Below are 19,076 nucleotides of genomic sequence, written 5' to 3' on the forward strand. Positions count from 1 at the left end.
AAATCCGCTCAATGAAAGTTCCGACTCGAGAGGGTGAGCTCACCCAGCATCGGCGAGAGATCGACCAGACGGTGTGCGACCAGATGCGTCACGCGCGCCTCGCGCTGCCACACGCCTTCCACCCCCAGCAGCGACGACGCCAGCAGTTCCTTGCGCTGCGACTCGACCAGATCGGGCCAGACGATCACGTTGATCACGCCCGTCTCGTCTTCCAGCGAGACGAATATCGTGCCGTTCGCCGTGCCCGGTCGCTGCCGTCCCGTCACAATGCCCACCGTGCGCACCCGACGGCCGTTCACGCCCTCGGTCTGCAGTTCGCGCGCCGTCTTCACGCGCATGCGTTTCAACTTCTCGCGCAATACCAGCAACGGGTGGCGCCGCAGCGTCAACCCCGTGCTCGCATAATCGGCCACGATGTCCTGCCCCTCCAGCATTGGCGGCAACGCCACCTGCTCGTCCGCACTGCCCGGCGTCGCATCGCGCAGGACCGTGGCGCCGAGCAACGGCGTCGGCGGCTGCCACGCGGCCACCGTCCAGCGCGCCTGACGACGACCGCCCAGCAGCGCCGATAACGCGTCGGCCGCCGCCAGCGCATCGAGGTCGCGCCGCGACAACGCCGCACGCGCCGCCAGGTCGTCGATATCGGTAAACGGCCGCTGCCGCCGCGCGCTTTCGATTGCCTTGGCACCCTCGGCCGACAATCCCTTCACCAGCGACAGTCCCAAACGCACTGCCGGACGACGCGCGCCACCATGGCGTCCGACGCGCGACTCGGGACGCGACTCGACATCGCTCACGCATACGTCGACCGCCCGCACCTCCACACGATGCCGCCGCGCATCCTGCACCAGTTGCGACACCGAATAGAACCCCATCGGCAAGCTGTTGAGCAGGCCGCACAGGAACATCTCCGGAGCATGACACTTGAGCCACGCGCTCGCGTAGGCCAGCAACGCGAAACTCGCGGCGTGACTCTCCGGAAAACCGTACTCGCCGAAGCCTTCGATCTGGCGGCAGATGGCTTGCGCAAAGTCTCGCGGGTAACCGTTCTTCAACATGCCCTCGATGATGCGGGTCTGGAATTTTTCGAGCCCGCCCTTGCGCTTCCACGCGGCCATGGAGCGACGCAGTTGATCGGCGTCTCCCGCCGAGAAGTCGGCCGCGATCATCGCAATCTGCATGACCTGCTCCTGGAAGATCGGCACGCCCCGCGTACGCTCGAGCGCCGGTCTGATCGCATCGCACGGATATTCGATTTCCTCGGGCTTCATATCGCGGCGCTGCAGGAACGGATGCACCATGCCGCCCTGAATCGGCCCCGGTCGCACGATCGCCACCTGCACGACGAGGTCGTAATAGTTCTTCGGCTTCAACCGCGGCAGCATGCTCATCTGCGCGCGCGACTCGATCTGGAACACACCCACGGTATCGGCGCGGCGAATCATGCCGTAGGTGGCCGGATCCTCGCGCGGAATATCGGCAAGCGTCATCGGCGCGCCACGCCACTCGCCCAACAGATCGAGCGTGCGACGCAACGCACTGAGCATGCCGAGGGCAAGCACGTCGACCTTGAGCAGCTTGAGCGTCTCGATATCGTCCTTGTCCCACTGGATGACATAGCGATTCTCCATCGCCGCCGGCGCAATCGGCACGAGCCGAGAAAGCTTGTCGCGCGAGATCACGAAGCCCCCCACGTGCTGCGACAGATGCCGGGGAAAACCGATCAGCTTCTCCACGAAATCCGCCCACAGCCGCGTGATCGGCGCATCCGGCGAGAGTCCCTGGCCCGCCATGCGCGCGAGCAGGTTCTCCCGACCGTCCCACCACTGCTGACTCTGTGCCACCTGCTCGACGATCGACAGATCGATGCCCAACGCCCGCCCCGTATCGCGCACGGCACTGCGCATGCGATAGCAGATCACCGTCGCGGCCAGTGCCGCACGCTCCACACCGTACTTCCGGTAGATGTACTGGATGACAACCTCGCGCCGCTGGTGCTCGAAGTCCACGTCGATATCGGGCGGCTCGTGGCGCTCTTTCGACAGGAACCGTCCGAACAGCAACTGCACCTCATCCGGATTGACCTCGGTAATCCCCAGGCAGTAACACACGACCGAATTGGCCGCCGAGCCTCGCCCCTGACACAGAATTCCCTGGCTGCGGGCGTAGCTCACGATGTCGTAGACCGTCAGGAAATACGGCTCGTACTCGAGATCGTTGATGAGCGCCAGTTCATTATCGATGCGTTCTTGCACCTTCTGCGGCACACCGTTCGGATAGCGACGTCTTGCCCCCGCCGTCACTTCCTGCTGCAGATACGTCACCGGCGTGTGACCGGCCGGCACCAGTTCTTCCGGATACTCGTAGCGCAAGTTGAGCAATTCGAAATGGCAGCGCGAAGCAATGGCTATCGTCTGCGCCAATGTGTCCGGCGGGTAAAGCCACGAAAGCCGCAGCCGCGTGCGCAAATGCTGCTCGGCGTTCGGGGTGAGCGCCAGTCCGCACGCCTGCACCGGCTTGCCCAGTCCAATTGCGGTGAGCACGTCCTGCAACGGCTTGCGCGAGCGCACGTGCATGAGCGCGTGCCCCGTGGCAACGAGCGGCACGCCGCACTCGGCCGAGATCGCGCGCAGCCGCGCCAGATGCGCGTCGTCGCCGGCGCGGTGACGGCGCTCGAGCGCGAGCCATACGCGTCCCTCGCCGAACGTCTGCGCCGCCCAGCGCGTTTGCGCACGCGTGCGCTCGGCGCTCGCGGCGGCGTCCGGCACGAGGATGATCAGGCAACCCGGCAAGCCGCGCAGATGCGCCTGCGCCACCGCCGGTTCGCTGAAGTCCCGCGCATGCAGCCGGTAGCCGCGATTCGGTCCGCGCATGCGGCCATGCGTGATCATCTCCGAGAGATTGCCGTAGCCTTCGCGATGCTGCGCCAGCGCCACCAGATGCACAGTGCCAAGCGCGTCGAGATCGGGGATCGGTGTTTCGATGTCGGGCAACGCAGCTTGCGCCGCACGGGTTGCGTGGTCGTGGCCGTGAGGCGCGTCCGGCGTGATGGATGGCCCCGCCGGCGCATGTTCGGGCGTCAAACGGAACTCGCTGCCGACGATCAACGACAGTGAAGCATGCCGCTGCGCTTCGGCCCGGGCGCGCACGACACCGGCTAGCGAGCACTCGTCGGTGATCGCCAGCGCGGTGTAGCCCAGGTGCACCGCTCTCGCGACCAGTTCCTCCGGGTGTGACGCCCCACGCTGAAAAGAAAAGTTCGACAGGCAGTGCAGCTCGGCATACGCGGGCAAGCTCTCGTCGTCGACCGCACGCGGAGAGTCCGATGCCGCATCGTCGTTGGCGGCGAGCCCTTCGGTCGAGCCGTGCCAGGGAAGGAAATCGTCGAGATTCATGGAACAGGTGGTGCGTTCGGCTCAACCGAACAGGCCATGCAGATACCACGCCGCATTCACCCCATTCACGGGGCGTTCGCGAAACACCCACAGCAACGCGCCCGTGGTGTCGGCGGCAATGAAGTAGTCGCGCGTGACGATGCCCGGCTCCCACCAGCCGGCCTCGATGCGCTCGGGGCCGCTCATCAGTTGCAGCGGCCCCTGCCGCCACGGCCGTTCGTCCTGCACGTTCAGGCGCTGCGGGGCGTCGAGCAGCCACGCCGGCCGGGGTGGCAATCCTGCGGTGCACACGTTCGCGTCCTGCCCCTCGGGCGGCGTGCCGCCGGTCGCACCGTACGGCACGCTGACGAAGGCTTGCTCCGGCCGATGATCCTCGCGCACCCGGAGCTGCCGCACGTGTTCGTCGCCGACACGGGCCGACACGCGTTCCATCAATTGCACGAAGTCCTGCCGGGCGCGTCCCGGCTCGGGCAGCAGCGCGCCGCTGCGCAGTTCGTGTGCGGCCGTGTGCGTGACGTCGAGCCGCAGCGTGAGCACCGGTGCGACCAGCGGCGAGCGGGCCAGTCGCTCCTTGCATAGCGACAACAAATGCGCGGGCGCCGCACTCGCTTCCGCCAGACGGATGTCGAAACGCGTAGGGGCGAGCGTGTGTCGGCCGAGCGGCTCGTGTTCGAGCACAAGCGTCAGCGCACGAGCGGCAAGTTGCCCGGCACCGAGCCACCCCGTGAGTTGCGCGAGCAGACGGCGCAGTCCGAAGAGCAACACCTCGATATCGTGGGTCAGCGACGGCAGCGGCAGTACCGCCTCGAAATGCGGCGGCGCGCGATACCAGTCCGGCGCTTCGGGCGCCTCGCCATAGACGCGCGCCAGCGCCCCCGGCAGCGCCGCCCCGCAGCGGCGCCTCACGCCGGCGGCGGGCAACGCGCGCAATTCGCCCAGCGTCGCACATCCGATCTGCGCGAGCCAGTCGAGCCACGGCCGCGCCTCGGGCAGCAGCACGACCGGCAACGGATCAAGCTGCTGCGGCAGTGTCGCCAATGATGGCGGCAACAGGGGCACGGACATCGTCGCTGTTGTCGTTGCTGTCGCCGTCGATGCGGCAGTCCCCGCCAACGCCCGATGATCCGAGGCGCGTGCCTGCATCGCGGCTTGCAACGGGCAGTGAGAGGACGCATGAGAAACGGTATCGCTGGGCACGGCCCCTCGTGCGTGCGCCAGCAACGCCGCCGCGCCGGCCGTGGCGGCAATGCCCAGCGACGCCCGATGTCCGAGCGCTTCGGCACTCTCGAGCACCTGCGCGCACAGCGACGCAAGCCCACCGAACAGCCGCAGACTCGGCGCCGCATCGATCAACACACAATGTGGCGAAGCGATGGCGACGTCCGGACCGAAGCGCAGCAGCGCCAGTGCCAAGGCTTCCAGGGCGAGCGTCTCGGCGGCTTCGTCACGATCGCGAAATCGTACCTGCGGCAGCAAGGCCAACACGCCACCACGGCGCATGCCGGGCTGCACACCGGCGGCCCGCGCCGCCTCGCTCGCCTGCCAGACACGCGACTGCGCCAGCACGACCGTGGTGTCGACGGATATGCCCGGCGCATCAGCCCGCGTACGCGGAGACGCGATCTCGAGCGCCAGATACGGCAGATGCAGGGCTATCCAGCAAGCCATGCGGAACTCCAGAAACAACAGCAGAAAAAGAAGACGAGGGCATCGGTTCGGCGCGATGGGTCTCCCCCGACGGATCTGGCGTGACGGGCAACGGCGCCTCCTGGCCCTCAGCACCCGCCACCGGTTGCGACGCTCGCGTATAGGGCGCGGGCAGTGTCAGCCAGAGCGGTTCGAGCCGAGGCGGCCCGCGACGCTTATGAAACTGCACGCCCAGGCGGCTGCTCTCGCCTACGGTCAGCCCCAGTCGCAACGGCGCGGCAGACGCCGTCGCCGCCTCCCCACGTGGACGCATTACCCAGGCCAACGTCTCGCCACCGCCGGCAGCGACCTGCAGGCGCCGGATCTGCTCGGCCGTGGCCGCTGGCAGCCAGGCCAGCACGGCGCCGCAGCACGCGCTCCTGAGCGCCTGCTCGGCACACCAGAGCATGTCCCGATCCTCGGCACGGGCGCCTTTCGCTGCGCGTACGCCTCGTGCCCCGGACGCCTTTCGCGCCGGCCGCATCACCACGCTGAGCCAGCGCAGATCGATGCCCCACCCCGCCAGCGCCGGCGCATACGGCAGCATCGGCGGTGCAATCACCATCACCGGCTTCCCCGCCTGCGTGAGATCGCGCAAGACCGGTGCCAGCAACCGCCACTCGCCAATGCCAGACCGATCGCTCAGCAACTCCGTCACCGCGCCATGCGGCCACCCGGCGCCAGGCAACTCGGCGTCGAGCGCGGCAAAGCCGGAGCGATGGCCGGCGCGGCGGCAATGCGCCAACTCACTGGCACGCCACAGCCCGGCAGGCAAAGACGAAAGCGGTAGGGCCATGGCGCACCCAAATACTGTATGAATATACAGTATAGCAGTTCGCACGCACTTTACGTGACCCTTGCGGCGGCGTTTCTCTTGCGGCCTGTCACAAGCCCGGCTACCGTTGGCGTCACTCCCAGTTCTCCCACTCCGCCCCATCTTCATGCCGCTGCCGACTACCGCCACTGCCCCGTTCTGTCCCGCCGAAGTCAAAGGCAGTATCGTCATCGACGCCCGCGAATCGCGCTGGACCAAACTCAAGCGCTTTGCCGGCCCGGGGTTGCTCGTCGCCATCGGCTACATGGACCCGGGCAACTGGGCGACGGACATTCAGGCGGGCTCGCAATTCGGTTACTCGCTGCTCTGGGTGGTGGCGCTCTCGAGCCTCGCGGCCATCTTTCTCCAGATGCTCGCCGCGCGGCTCGGACTGGCGGCCGGACGCGATCTCGCCCAGGCGAGCTACGATCGCTACGGACGCACGGGACGCGTCGTGCAATGGATCACCGCCGAAATTTCGATCATCGCCTGCGACATCGCCGAAGTGCTCGGTTGCGCCCTCGCCTTCAAACTGCTGCTGGGCGTGCCACTCGCGTGGGGCATCGTGCTCACCGCGCTCGACACGATGATCGTGCTGGGTCTGCAGGGCAAAGGTTTCCGTCAGATCGAAGCCATCGTGTTCGGGCTCATCGGCACGATGGCTTTCTGCTTCGTCGTGCAGGTCGCGATGGTGCCGCCCGACTGGCATGCCGTGGCTGCCGGCCTCGTCCCCGGCGCGCCAAGCCATGACCGGCGCGACGCCATCGTGCTGGCGCTGGGCATCGTGGGTGCGACGATCATGCCGCACAACCTGTATCTGCACTCGTCGGTCGTACAGACCCGACGCGTGACCGGCGGCAAGCGCGGTCACCTCCATGACACCCTCACGCTGGTACGCATCGACACATGGGTCTCGCTCGTGTTGGCGATGTGCGTGAATGGGGCAATTCTGATTCTTGCGGGTTCGGCCTTTCATGCGAGCGGCCAGACCAACGTCACCGACATCGAGCAGGCCTACCGGCTCATCACGCCGATTGCCGGCAGCGCCGCCGCGTTCCTCTTCGGCATCGCGCTGCTGGCCTCCGGACAGAGCTCGACGCTCACCGGCACCATCGCGGGGCAGGTCATCATGGACGGCTTCCTGCATCTGAAGATCCCGTGCTATCAGCGGCGGCTGATCACGCGCGGCCTGGCGCTCGTGCCCGCGCTGATCGGCGTGCTCTGGCTCGGCGACGGATCGTTGGGCAAGCTGCTCGTGTGGAGTCAGGTGCTGCTCAGCCTGCAACTGCCGTTCGCGGTGTGGCCGCTCATCCGTTCGGTGAGCGATCCACGCATGATGAATGGCAATGCGATCCGATGGCCGGCGCAAGTCGTGGCATGGACGCTCTTCACGGTGATCACCGCCACCAACCTGCTCCTGATCTTCGGCCTCGACTGAGATATGAATGATGTATGAATTGTTGTAGGACTGAGGTATGAATGAGAGGTGACTGATGTACGCGGACGGCGGCACCCCGGTGAAAGTGGCGCCGCCTATGACTTTCCGGAGCATGCGCTACGCCCTCGCAGCGTGCTAACATCAGCACCCCTTACTAGGTCTTACAAGTCAAAGTTCGCAGCATTCCGCAAGGGGATCAGACAACCGCAGCGGGGCGACGTCATCGTGCATCGCCTGCCGGGTCACAACATCTACAGGGGTATCAACGTGCAGAAGAAGTCCAGCATTGCACTGCTCAGCGCCGCCATGCTCGCCGCAGGCGTGCTCGGCGGTTGCGCCACCGAGAGCTCGCGTTCCGTGCAAGTCGCCAAGGTCGAAAGTGCCAGCCGTCCGTATGTCGGTGTACGCACGCCGATCGCAGTCGGCAAGTTCGACAACCGTTCCGCGTACATGCGCGGCGTCTTTTCCGATAACGTCGACCGTCTCGGCAGCCAGGCCAAGACGATCCTGATCACGCATCTGCAGCAGACCCAGCGCTTCAACGTGCTCGACCGCGACAACATGGCCGAGATTCGTCAGGAAGCCGACATCAAGAAAACCCAGCAGACGCTCAAGGGTGCCGACTACGTGATCACCGGCGACGTGGTCGAGTTCGGTCGCAAGGAAGTAGGCGACAAGCAGCTCTTCGGCATTCTCGGCCGCGGCCGCGAGCAGGTCGCCTATGCCAAGGTCAACCTGAACGTGGTCAACATCGCCACGTCGGAAGTCGTCTACTCGAGCGGCGGCGCGGGCGAGTTCGCGCTGTCCAATCGCGAGGTGATCGGCTTCGGCGGCACTGCGGGCTACGACTCCACGCTCAATGGCAAGGTGCTCGACCTCGCCATGCGCGAAGCCGTGAACAACCTGGTCGCCGGCATCGAGAGCGGCGCCTGGACGCCCGGCAAGTAAGCGTCGCCTTCCCCAACATTGCGCATGTCGCAGCGCGTCGGTCATGACGCGCCGGTCCCGCACATCGGGTGCGGAGAGCGGACGCACGCGTCGCGACATGCCCATCAGGATCCCTATCGCCATGAACCGCAAGTTCTCTATCGGCCGTGCCGCCGCGGCGCTCGTCGCCGGCGGTGTGCTGCTCACCGGCTGCGCCACGCCCAACAAGCCGCTCTACGCCTGGGAAAGCTACCAGCCGCAGGTCTACGAATACTTCAAGGGTGAGTCGAAGGAAGCCCAGATCATCGTGCTCGAGCGCGATCTGGAGAAGATGAAGGCCGGCAACAACGCCGCGCCGCCGGGCTATCACGCGCATCTCGGCCTGCTCTACGCATCGGTCGGCAAGCCGGACAAGATGGTCGAGGAATTCCAGACCGAGAAGCAGTTGTTCCCGGAGTCCGCCGGCTATATCGACTTTCTCCTCAAGAACAAGACCCCGGAGGCCAAGCAATGATCGTCCGTCTGTGCAAATGGATCAGCGTCGCGGCGCTGGCTGCCGTCATGACCGGCTGTGCCATGCATCAAGCCAAGCCGTACGACTACACCGCGTTCAAGGAGAGCAAGCCGAAGTCGATTCTCGTGCTGCCGCCGCTCAATGAGTCGCCGGACATCGACGCAACCTACAGCGTGTTCTCGCAGGTCACGGCGCCGCTGGGCGAAGCCGGCTACTACGTGCTGCCAGTGGCACTCGTCGATGAGTCGTTCCGTCAGAACGGTCTGACCGTTGCCGGTGACATCCATCAGGTGAACCCGGCCAAGCTGCGCGAGATCTTCGGCGCCGACGCCGCGCTCTATATCAAGATCACGCAGTACGGCACGAAGTACATGGTGGTCGACAGCGCGACGGTGGTGACGGTGACGGCCGATCTCGTCGATCTGCGCAACGGCGCCAAGCTGTGGAGCGGTGCGGCAAGCGCCTCGAACAACGAAGGCGGCAACAACAGCGGCGGCGGCTTGATCGGCATGCTGGTCACGGCCGCGGTCAAGCAGATCATCAACAGCGTGTCGGACGCCGGTTACACGGTCGCTGGCACGGCTAATGCACGACTGCTGTCCGCCGGCCGCCCCAACGGCATACTCTACGGCCCGCGTTCGCCGAAGTACGGGACGGACTGAGTCCGCCCCAGGCAACGCGCAACGATGTCAGCCGCTGAAGTGCCCTGGGCGACTTAAGCAATTCAGTCGACGTAAACGACAAAGCCCGCCAATAAGGCGGGCCGTTGCGCGAACCGATCCCGGTACAACGAGGATCGGCATCCGGACTTACGGTTGGGCGCCGTCGCACGCCATCACAACGATGACGGGAATCGCCCGATAAGACGATCGACTTGCCTGGCTGCGCCAGCGACGACCGTTCGTCCGGAAGGGACTTGCTTAGTAACCGGCGGTTTCGAGTGCGCGGATACGTTGTTCCAGCTCAATGATGTCCTTCGACTCAGCCAGGAACGCTTCACGACGACGACGCTCAGCAGTTTCAAACCAAGTGTTCACGACTTCAAAAAGGGCGGCAAACATGACGTTTCTCCAGTTCATTAGTGTGCTGCATCGCAGCAGTGCTTCGCATTATATAGGGTTTTCCCGTAAAGGGTTAGTCCTGATGTGCAAAAACACCACAAAATCTGCTAGAGCGTCGCTTCGAATGCAGTCAATTCCAAAATAAACCTATAAAAATCAATAGCCTAAAAAACTTCAAGCGTGCAGCGACACGTGTCTGCGGCACGCTGTCGCAGGGGACGATCAAAAATCGAAGGGATAAAAAAAGCGCCGCTGCTGCGGCGCATCATAGCGATCTCCCAACCTCGGCTGGCCCAGGCGGTGCCGGTTCAAGCGACGCTTCGTAGTATGTGTCGCACTCGGCGCATTACCGTCTCGCGCCGCGTCCGTCGTGCGTCACGTCAACTGGCGATCCCCGCCATTACCTCGGCGGCGCGTGTTCAATCTGAGCGTCGTCATCGGCGGCCGATCCTCCCGCAGCACCGGCGGCCGAAGTCGCCTGTTGCGGTGTCGCACCGGACGTTGCGGCGCCGGTGCATTGCTCAGACGTCGCCGCTCCCGAATGTCCGGTATGGCACGGCAGATCGGCCGCGGCGATGCCCTCGAGAATCGGGCAATCGGGCCGGTCGTCGCCGTGGCAATGCACGGCGAGATGCGAGAGTGTGTCGCGCATCGCGACGAGTTCGCCAATGCGCTGGTTGAGTTCATCGACGTGCGATTGCGCCAGTGCCTTGACCTGTGCGCTCGAGCGGCCGCGATCCTGCCAGAGCGCCAATAGCTGACGAATCTGGTCGATGCCGAAACCCAGCCGCCTCGCCTGACGAATGAAGCGAAGCAGGTGAAGATCCTGTTCGCCATAACGCCGGTAACCCGCCTCGGAGCGAGGGCTCGGAGGCATCAGGCCGATACTTTCGTAGTATCGGATCATCTTGGCCGTTACACCGCTGGCCTGCGCCGCTTGTCCGATGTTCATGGCTGCCTCACTGAGGGGAACGAGGGTTGAACGACGGCGGATACGAACCGTTCATCTTGGCGCGGTCGCCGTCCGACGGCACAAGTCGGGCGCTGATCGGCGCATGATCGGAAATCCGTGACCAAGGGCGCCCGTGCAAAACTTGCGCCCCTTCAATATGAAAGCCGCGTGCGTAGATGCGGTCAAGTCGTAAAAGCGGCAATCCGCTCGGAAAACTGCGGGCGGGACGCCCCGCGCTGTTCTGAAACACTTCAGTCAGCGCCAGCTTTTCCGCCAACAACCGGTCCGCCTGATTACTCCAGTCGTTGAAGTCGCCGGCAATGATCAGTGGAGCATCGCCCGGGATGGCGTCCGCAACGCGCTCCGTGAGCATTTCGAATTGCCGCCGACGACCGGGCCCCGCCAACGACAAATGCACACACAGGCAATGCAACGGCTGCGACAGCCCCGGCACGGCGATCTCACAATGCAACATGCCGCGCTTCTCGAAACTGTATGTCGTGATGTCGTGATTGTCCGATCTGACGATCGGATATCGGCTCAGAATCGCATTGCCATGGTGCCCATGGTCGTAGACGACATTGCGTCCGTACGCGTGATCGCTCCACATGGCACCCGCCAGAAATTCGTGCTGCGGTTGCACCGGCCAGTTGGTGTGCCGCATCGCATGCCGCCGATGCATGCCCTGGACTTCCTGCAGGAAAACCAGATCCGGCGCCAGTCCTTCCAACCCCGCGCGCAATTCGTGAACGCGCAAGCGATTGAACGCGGAAAAGCCCTTGTGGATGTTGTAACTCGCGATATGCAGACTATTCATGTTCGGCAGCATTGACTCCGTGCCGGAAGGCAGACGATACCCACTAAATGGTGTCGCTTTCCGCGATTTTCAAGCCAGAATGATCTGAGCGACGCATCGGACGGTGTCGTCCCGCGCGTCGCCTCGATCATTTCATTATGCGCCGTTCACCTTATGCCCGGGCAAACGGGACGTCGATGCCGATCCCGTATCGGCAGCCACCCCCGTCAGCGCCGATGCAGCGACGGCACCGTCCTGCGAGGGACGCCAGCGACGCAGCAACAACGCGTTGCTTACCACGCTCACGCTGCTCAGCGCCATTGCGGCACCGGCGATCACCGGACTCAACAGCCCGAACGCCGCCAGCGGAATGCCGACCACGTTGTACGCGAACGCCCAGAAGAGGTTCTGACGGATTTTCGACCAGGTGCGTCGCGAGACGTCGATGGCGTCGGCCACGCGTAGCGGATCGCCCCGCATGAGCGTAATACCCGCCGTCTGCATGGCGACATCGGTCCCCGAGCCCATCGCAATGCCGACGTCCGCCGCAGCGAGCGCCGGCGCATCGTTGATGCCGTCTCCGACCATCGCGACCACCGCGCCATCGCGCTTGAGCTGCGCAATCACCTCGGCCTTGTGTTCGGGCAACACGTCGGCGTGGATCTCGTCGAGCCCGAGCGCATCGGCAACAGCGCGTGCACTCCCCGCGTTGTCGCCCGTCACCATCACGCAACGCACGCCCAGCGCGTGCAAGCGTTCGATCGCCGGCCGCGCGGTGGCCTTGAGCGTATCGCCGAATGCCAGCAGCCCCAACAATCGCGCTCCGCCCTCACCACCTTGCGCTGCCGTCTCGACCAGCCAGGATACGGTACGCCCCTCACCCGCGAGTCGAGTCGCCTCCGATGCCAGTGCGCCCTGAGAAACGCCCAACTCTTCGAGCAGGCGCGCATTACCCAACTGCAGCGCATGCGTGCCACGCTTGGCGTCTTCCGCGCCTCCACCAACCTCGCCGCTCACGGCTTCCACAATTTCAATATGCGCGCGCATCCCGCGTCCCGGCAACGCGACAATATCCGACGCTGTCGGGATCGTCGCGGCGAGCCCCGCCGCTTCGGCCGCTGCCGTCACCGCCGTTGCCAGTGGGTGCGAACTGCCCGACTGTACGGCAGCCGCCCAACGCAGCAGCGTATCGGCGCTCGTGCCTTCTGCCGGCAGATGCGCCACGAGACGCGGCTTGCCCTCGGTCAGCGTGCCCGTCTTGTCGAACGCCACGACGTTCACGCGATGCGCCAACTCCAGGGCTTCGGCATCCTTGATGAGGATCCCCTGTCGCGCCGCCGCACCGGTGCCGACCATGATCGCGGCCGGTGTCGCGAGCCCCAGCGCACACGGACACGCGATCACCAGCACCGCCACCGCGTTGAGCAGCGAAGCCTCGAGACCCAACCCCAGCGCCCAGCCGGCGATCACCGTGACGATGGCGATGAGCACCACGACCGGCACGAACACGGCCGCGACACGGTCGACCGCACGCTGAATCGGCGCCTTGCCGGCCTGCGCGTCTTCGACCATGCGGATGATGCGGGCGAGCGCGGTATCGGCGCCGACGGCCGTCGTCTCCACGCGCAGCGTTCCCGCGCCGTTGATCGAACCGCCCACGACCGTATCGCCCTCGTCCTTGTCGATAGGCAGCGGCTCACCGGTCAGCAGCGACTCGTCGAGTTGGCTGGCGCCGTCGCGAATGACCCCGTCGACTGGGACACGTTCGCCTGCACGTACGACGACCCAGTCGCCGACCTTCACCTGGCTCAATGGCACCGTGGTCTCGCTTGCCGCGTCCTTCGGGTCGCGCAACACGCGCGCCGCTTCCGGACGCAGCGCCGCCAACGCGCGAATCGCTTCCACGGTACGGCGTTTCGCGCGCGCTTCGAGCCACTTGCCGAGCAGCACCAGCGTGATCACGACAGCCGCCGCTTCGAAATACAGATGCGGCATGCTGCCCGCAGGCGCACGCCACCATTCGTACAGACTCAGGCCGTAGGCAGCCGATGTGCCCAGCGCCACGAGCAGATCCATATTGCCGCTGCCTGCGCGCACCGCCTTGTAGCCCGCACGATAGAACCGCGCACCGAGCCAGAACTGCACCGGCGTGGCGAGCAGCCACTGCACCCAGGGCGGGGGCATCAGGTGCACGCCGAACGGTTCGAGCAGCATCGGCAGCAACAGCGGCAACGACAGCAGGGCCGCAACCGCCACCGGCCACCACGTCGGCCCTTCGCCGGCCGGCGTCGCCTGCGCGGGATCGGCCACGGGCGAGGCTTCGTAGCCCGCCTTCTCGACCGCCGCGCCGAGCGCCGCCACGTCCACGACGCCGCGTACGCCACGCACTGCCGCGCGCTCCGTCGCCAGATTGACGTTCGCTTCGAGCACGCCCGGCACGTTGCGCAACGCCTTTTCCACGCGTCCCGCACACGACGCGCACGTCATGCCGCCGATGGCCAGCTCGAACGTTTGCTCCGCAACCTGATATCCCGCGTCGTTCACCGCAGCTTCGACAGCGCCAAGCAATGTCGCGGGCGCCACATCGGGCGCGGCTTCCACGGCCGCCGTCTCGGTAGCAAGGTTCACATTGGCGCTGGCTACACCCGGGGCGCGCCGCAGCGCTTTCTCCACGCGCGTCACGCACGACGCACAAGTCATGCCTTCGATACCGACCGACCAATTCTGAGTCATTTAAAGGCCTCCACGAGGACTGTCATCATGCGTCAGAGCTTAGACCTTGCCATGACGGGAAGGTCAAGCCCTCTGCGACAAGACGTCGCAAGAGAGAAACAGCAGGCAGATGATGCCGACGTCGTTACGCTTCACGATACGCCTGCCGGCCGCATCCCGGTTTGGGTGGCGTCCGAACGCTCGGGCGAACGGTCTGAAAAAAGCCCTTGAGCTTCCTGCAATGGGAAGGTCTATGATCGAATTGCTGAATCATCACACCCCGGATTGACGTCAATCCTCCCATCTGCCGGGTAACCGGCCTGTTTCTCAAGGAGAGCAACATGCAAGTGCAAGTCGAAGGTATGAGCTGCGGTCATTGCGTCAAGACCGTGACCCGCGCAATCACGGAGCGCGATGCGAATGCCAAGGTCAACGTCGACCTCGGCGCAGGTCGTGTGGACGTCGAGAGCCGCCTCTCGCCCACCGAAGTGAGCGCCGCCATCGCCGACGCCGGCTACACGGTCAAGAGCACGAGCGCCTGAACCTCCCGAGTGTCTTCGTCTGAACGAACGTCGCATTGCCCCGCATGGCATCGCGACGTTTTCGTCGTCGTTTCCGCCTGTCCAATCCCGTACACCCCGCGCAGTCTCTGCTGCAGACCGGCGAAACCTTGTGCTACGCTCTACCTCGCCGAATACGCAAGGACGCCGCACGATGCGATACCGTGTGGCCCGTGCGTGCGGCAATACACGTCTTCAGGGCGGGGTGAAAGTCCCCACCGGCGGTATGTGACATTGCACGGTTCACGCTGTGCGCGTCATGAGCCCGCGAGCGCCTGCCACCGTCCCGTTGCGGACACCGGCAGGGTCAGCAGATCTGGTGAGATGCCAGAGCCGACGGTCATAGTCCGGATGAGAGAAGATGCGTCGATACCCGCGAGCCGTGGGATGCTGTCCCATGGCCACGTCCGTTCGCATGCCCTGAAACGTTTTTCGCCCGTTTGACTTACGCGAGGAGCGTTTCATGTCTATCACCAACGTCAGCCAAGTTGTCCCGGCACCTGCCGATCCCCTGCTCGCCTATCCGGCGTTCACCCACCTGCCGCCCGTCGAAGTGCGCCTGGCCGCATCGCTCGACGCCATGCGCGAAGGCCGTCCGGTCATTCTCATGGACGATCTCGACCGCGAGAACGAAGCGGACCTGATCGTCGCGGCGGAGAAAATCACGCCGGCCACGATGGCGATGCTCATCCGCGAATGCAGCGGCATCGTCTGTCTGTGCCTGCCTGACGAGACGCTGCGCCGTCTCGATCTGCCGCCGATGGTCGAACAGAATCAGAGCCGCCACGGCACCGCATTCACCGTGACGATCGAAGCGCGCCAGGGCGTGAGCACGGGCGTCTCGGCCGCCGATCGCGTCACGACGATTCGCGCCGCCATTGCCGACGACGCGCAGCCGTCCGACCTGTCCCGCCCCGGTCATGTCTTCCCGCTGCGCGCGCAGCCCGGGGGCGTGCTCACGCGCCGCGGCCACACCGAGGGCTCGGTCGATCTGGCGATTCTCGCCGGCCTCAAACCAGCCGCCGTGCTGTGCGAATTGATGAATCCCGACGGGACCATGACGCGCGGCGCCGATATCGAGCGCTTCGCCGAGTTGCACGGTCTGCCGATTCTGACCATCGACGAACTGGCGACCTACCGTCGCGCCCAGGCGCAAGGCCACGCCCACGCCGCCTGAGACGGCCGCGTGGCGATGGCCGCGATGCACTCGCCGCCATCGCCACGCGATGTGCCCCGCTCCGGCCACGTTCCGACACTTTCCTCTAACGTCGGACACCCCTGCGTGCGTCACAACTTCTATAATCGGCAGATATCCCTAGCATAATAAAAGTTACGAGGAAGACGTCATGACGCACAGTGCCCCTCAAAGCCAACCGGAAAGCCGTCCCGACGCCGCTGCCGTCCTTGCCCGGTGGGAAGCCGACGAGGCGGCCGTGCGCGACCGGCTCACCCGCAACGGCCCGGTGCGCTTCGGTGTGGCGACGCCGCCGGACGTTGCCGGCCTGTCCGGCAACGAGATTTTCCAGGCGATGTTCGACGGCAAGCTGCCAATGCCGCCGATCAGCGAAACGCTCGGCTTCATCGCCATCGAGATCGCCGACGGGCGCGCCGTCTTCCAGGGCCGCCCCGCCCTGCCTTACTACAATCCGCTCGGCACGATTCACGGCGGCTGGTTCGCCACGCTGCTCGATTCCGCCGTCGCCTGTGCGATCCATTCGACGTTGCCCGCCGGACGCAGCTACACCACGCTCGAACTCAAGACGAACATGGTGCGCGCGCTCACACGCGACGTGCCGTACGTGCGCGCGGAGGGCAAGGTGATCCAGGTGGGACGCCAGATCGGCATATCCGAGGGTCGTATCGTCGGGCCGGACGGCACACTCTATGCGCATGCCACGACCACCTGCCTGATCTTCGATTTCCCGCCGCGCAAAGCATGATCGAAGCATGACCGAAGCATGAAAAAAAGCCCACGGGAATCGCTCCCGCGGGCTTTCCTTGTGACTTCGCGTTTCCGGTGGATCGTTGCCGGCGAGGCGCGATGTCCGTCGCATCGCGCCTGCTGCCGTACGGTCGAGATCCCGAGCGTCGACCGGAACTCAGTGCGACGATCCCCCACCGTGGTCGCCGTCGGGTTGGTGCTCGAGCGTCTCCTTCAGTGCAATCTGGAGTTTCGCGTGCATGCGCACGAACCAGCTGCGCATGGCGATCGCGAGAACCACCGTGCCCGCCACGATCAGCGCGATCATCTCGGTGGACGGCAGAATGCTTGCCGAGAGCGCCGCGACAAGCAGTATCACGCCGACCATCGCTGCGATCGGCAGAATCTCCGCCACCACCCGCCGCACCTGGAACGTATAGCGCCCCGTCAGGCTGGGCGGCACCGACAACTCCACGAGCAGCAGCGAGAGCGACTTGACCTTGCGATACACGGCGATCAGGAACGGCAGCGAGAGCACCAGTGCGCCGCCCCAGACCACGGCGCTTTGCAGGCTCGGATCGCCGACCCACGGCGACATCAGCTCCGCGAGCCGACGATAGAAGAACGCGCCGCCGAGGAAGATCGTCACGACGAGCGCGAGATTGATCGCCACGCTCACGACGATCCGGCGAACGATGCTCACCAGCGCCGCGCTGTCCCCCGTCAGTTGAATGCTCTGCAGCCACTGCGTGTACTGGCCGAGCACGTAGGACAGGCGCCCCGGCATGATGCGCCCGAGCCAGCGCGTGAACGGATCGGCGCTCTTGATCAGATACGGCGTAAGCAGCGTGGTGATGACCGACACGGCCACGGCGATGGGATACAGGAAGTCGCTCGTCACCTTGAGCGAGAGTCCCAGCGAGGCGATGATGAACGAGAACTCGCCGATCTGCGAGAGCCCCATGCCCACGCGCATCGACGTACTGCCGTCCTGCCCCGAGAGATAGGCGCCGAGACCGCACGAGACGATCTTGCCGATCACCACGGCCACCGTGATCACCAGGATCGGCCAGACGTACGTGGCCAGCACGTGCGGGTCGAGCAGCAGACCGATGGTGACGAAGAACACCGCGCTGAACATGTCGCGCAAGGGTGCCACGAGCCGCTCGATGGTGTGCAACTCCCTCGCCTCGGCCATGATCGCGCCGATCAGGAATGCGCCGAGCGCCACGCTGTAGCCCATCTGGATCACGAGCAGGCAGAAGCCGAAGCACAGGCCGAGCACGACGACCAGCAGCATTTCGTCGCTCTTGAACTTCGCCACGTAGGCCAGGATGCGCGGCACGAGCAGAATGCCCACGACGAGCGACACCACCATGAACAGCAGTAGCTTGCCGAGCGTGAAGGTCGCTTCGCCCGCATCGACCGAACCGCTGATCGCGATGCCCGAGAGCAGCGCGATCATGCCGATGGCAAGCACGTCCTCCACGATCAGCACGCCGAAGATGAGCTGCGCGAAACGCTCGCGCTTCATGCCGAGTTCGTCGAGCGCCTTCACGATGATGGTGGTCGACGAGACCGCCAGCATGGCACCGAGGAAAATCGAATCCATCGCCTTCCAGCCGAAGAAGCGCCCGATCTCGTAGCCGATCCACAGCATCAGCACGATCTCGGTGATCGCCGCAACGAATGCCGTCACGCCCACGCGGGCGAGCTTGCGCAGACTGAATTCCAGCCCCAGCGAAAACATCAGGAACACGACCCCGAGTTCGGCCAGGATGCCGATGGTCTTTTCGTCGTGTATCAGCGCGAACGGCGGCGTGTACGGGCCGATGATCACCCCCGCCACGATATAGCCGAGCACGACCGGCTGCCGGAACCGGTTGAAGATGACCGTCACGATACCCGCCAGCAGCATGATGACGGCCAGATCCTGAATGAAGTCGATGGCGTGATGCATCCGATACGTTCTCCCCGCGGCGCGTTGCGCCGATATGACTGTTTTTGACGCCACGCCGATGTCGCGCCGCAGGCCCTCGGGGAGCTGCAGCGCAAACACAAGACGCGATGCTCGATGTGGGTGGGAAGCCAGCCGTGTGCTGCTGACTTGATAGACGTTGCGCCGGGTCGCTATCGATCGTCTCCGGGTCTGCCCCGGCCTGCCCGGTGAGTCGGCCGCCTCGCCGGCTCGCGCCATTACGGCCCGAGTGCGGGGTCGCCGACCTGCGCCGAACCAATATACGCGATGGGCGAACACGCGCGCAACCCAAGATTGACGGGGCTTTTCATAAAAAATTCCC

14 protein-coding genes, 1 pseudogene and 1 riboswitch are annotated in these 19,076 nt (G+C 65.1%); of the genes and pseudogenes, 7 read left to right on the forward strand and 8 right to left on the reverse strand.

Annotated elements, in window-relative coordinates; translation table 11 throughout:
* Positions 1-8 precede the first annotated feature (8 nt).
* The 3 genes from RO07_RS17270 to imuA are packed head-to-tail and all read right to left on the reverse strand — an operon-like array spanning position 9 to position 5,877.
* On the reverse strand, positions 9-3,395 hold the full coding sequence (locus RO07_RS17270) for an error-prone DNA polymerase (protein ID WP_084072669.1): 3,387 nt from the start codon (positions 3,393-3,395) through the stop codon (positions 9-11).
* A 21-nt stretch (positions 3,396-3,416) separates the two neighbouring features.
* On the reverse strand, positions 3,417-5,063 hold the full coding sequence (locus RO07_RS17275) for a Y-family DNA polymerase (RefSeq protein WP_039404366.1): 1,647 nt from the start codon (positions 5,061-5,063) through the stop codon (positions 3,417-3,419).
* Positions 4,993-5,877 carry a translesion DNA synthesis-associated protein ImuA gene (imuA, locus tag RO07_RS17280; protein ID WP_160118105.1) on the reverse strand — a complete coding sequence of 295 codons (885 nt, stop codon included), beginning with the start codon at positions 5,875-5,877 and terminating at the stop codon, positions 4,993-4,995. Before imuA ends, RO07_RS17275 begins: the two co-directional genes overlap by 71 nt.
* Before the next feature lie 145 nt (positions 5,878-6,022).
* Between imuA and RO07_RS17285 the strand changes: the two genes are divergently transcribed.
* The 4 genes from RO07_RS17285 (at position 6,023) to RO07_RS17300 (ending at position 9,436) form a co-directional block, all read left to right on the forward strand.
* On the forward strand, positions 6,023-7,333 hold the full coding sequence (locus tag RO07_RS17285; RefSeq protein WP_039404368.1) for an Nramp family divalent metal transporter: 1,311 nt from the start codon (positions 6,023-6,025) through the stop codon (positions 7,331-7,333).
* Positions 7,334-7,639: 306 nt separating this feature from the next.
* Entirely contained in the window at positions 7,640-8,281 is a 642-nt protein-coding gene (locus tag RO07_RS17290) for a CsgG/HfaB family protein (protein ID WP_418303724.1), read from the forward strand.
* A gap of 121 nt (positions 8,282-8,402) precedes the next feature.
* A complete protein-coding gene (locus tag RO07_RS17295; protein WP_039404370.1) occupies positions 8,403-8,774 on the forward strand; it encodes a DUF4810 domain-containing protein in 372 nt (123 codons plus the stop codon).
* The gene (locus RO07_RS17300; RefSeq protein ID WP_039404372.1) at positions 8,771-9,436 is read left to right on the forward strand and encodes a DUF799 domain-containing protein; all 666 of its coding nucleotides are present in this window, start codon (positions 8,771-8,773) and stop codon (positions 9,434-9,436) included. Before RO07_RS17295 ends, RO07_RS17300 begins: the two co-directional genes overlap by 4 nt.
* Positions 9,437-9,694: 258 nt before the next feature.
* On the opposite strand, the gene RO07_RS26110 is transcribed toward RO07_RS17300, so the two are convergent.
* From RO07_RS26110 to RO07_RS17320, 4 genes and pseudogenes are all read right to left on the reverse strand, one after another.
* Positions 9,695-9,835, reverse strand: coding sequence for a DUF3563 family protein (locus RO07_RS26110; RefSeq protein ID WP_072617503.1), 141 nt, complete (start codon positions 9,833-9,835; stop codon positions 9,695-9,697).
* Between the two features lie 562 nt (positions 9,836-10,397).
* Positions 10,398-10,787: pseudogene (gene cueR / locus RO07_RS17310) on the reverse strand (Cu(I)-responsive transcriptional regulator); the annotation flags it as partial.
* A 7-nt stretch (positions 10,788-10,794) separates the two neighbouring features.
* Positions 10,795-11,616, reverse strand: coding sequence for an endonuclease/exonuclease/phosphatase family protein (locus RO07_RS17315; protein WP_072637087.1), 822 nt, complete (start codon positions 11,614-11,616; stop codon positions 10,795-10,797).
* Between the two features lie 123 nt (positions 11,617-11,739).
* Entirely contained in the window at positions 11,740-14,316 is a 2,577-nt protein-coding gene (locus tag RO07_RS17320; RefSeq protein ID WP_052266677.1) for a heavy metal translocating P-type ATPase, read from the reverse strand.
* A gap of 320 nt (positions 14,317-14,636) precedes the next feature.
* Between RO07_RS17320 and RO07_RS17325 the strand changes: the two genes are divergently transcribed.
* From RO07_RS17325 to RO07_RS17335, 3 genes are all read left to right on the forward strand, one after another.
* Positions 14,637-14,837 carry a heavy-metal-associated domain-containing protein gene (locus RO07_RS17325; RefSeq protein WP_039404374.1) on the forward strand — a complete coding sequence of 67 codons (201 nt, stop codon included), beginning with the start codon at positions 14,637-14,639 and terminating at the stop codon, positions 14,835-14,837.
* Between the two features lie 205 nt (positions 14,838-15,042).
* A riboswitch (FMN riboswitch) is annotated at positions 15,043-15,222 on the forward strand.
* A 96-nt stretch (positions 15,223-15,318) separates the two neighbouring features.
* Positions 15,319-16,032 carry a 3,4-dihydroxy-2-butanone-4-phosphate synthase gene (gene ribB, locus RO07_RS17330; RefSeq protein WP_039404376.1) on the forward strand — a complete coding sequence of 238 codons (714 nt, stop codon included), beginning with the start codon at positions 15,319-15,321 and terminating at the stop codon, positions 16,030-16,032.
* A gap of 169 nt (positions 16,033-16,201) precedes the next feature.
* Positions 16,202-16,795: a PaaI family thioesterase gene (locus RO07_RS17335; protein ID WP_039404377.1), complete on the forward strand. Its 594-nt coding sequence runs from the start codon at positions 16,202-16,204 to the stop codon at positions 16,793-16,795.
* Positions 16,796-16,954: 159 nt separating this feature from the next.
* On the opposite strand, the gene RO07_RS17340 is transcribed toward RO07_RS17335, so the two are convergent.
* Positions 16,955-18,736 (reverse strand): cation:proton antiporter, encoded by a 1,782-nt coding sequence (locus RO07_RS17340; RefSeq protein ID WP_039404379.1) that lies wholly within the window; start codon positions 18,734-18,736, stop codon positions 16,955-16,957.
* Positions 18,737-19,076 lie beyond the last annotated feature (340 nt).

The organism is Pandoraea pulmonicola (assembly GCF_000815105.2).
Taxonomy (GTDB): domain Bacteria; phylum Pseudomonadota; class Gammaproteobacteria; order Burkholderiales; family Burkholderiaceae; genus Pandoraea; species Pandoraea pulmonicola.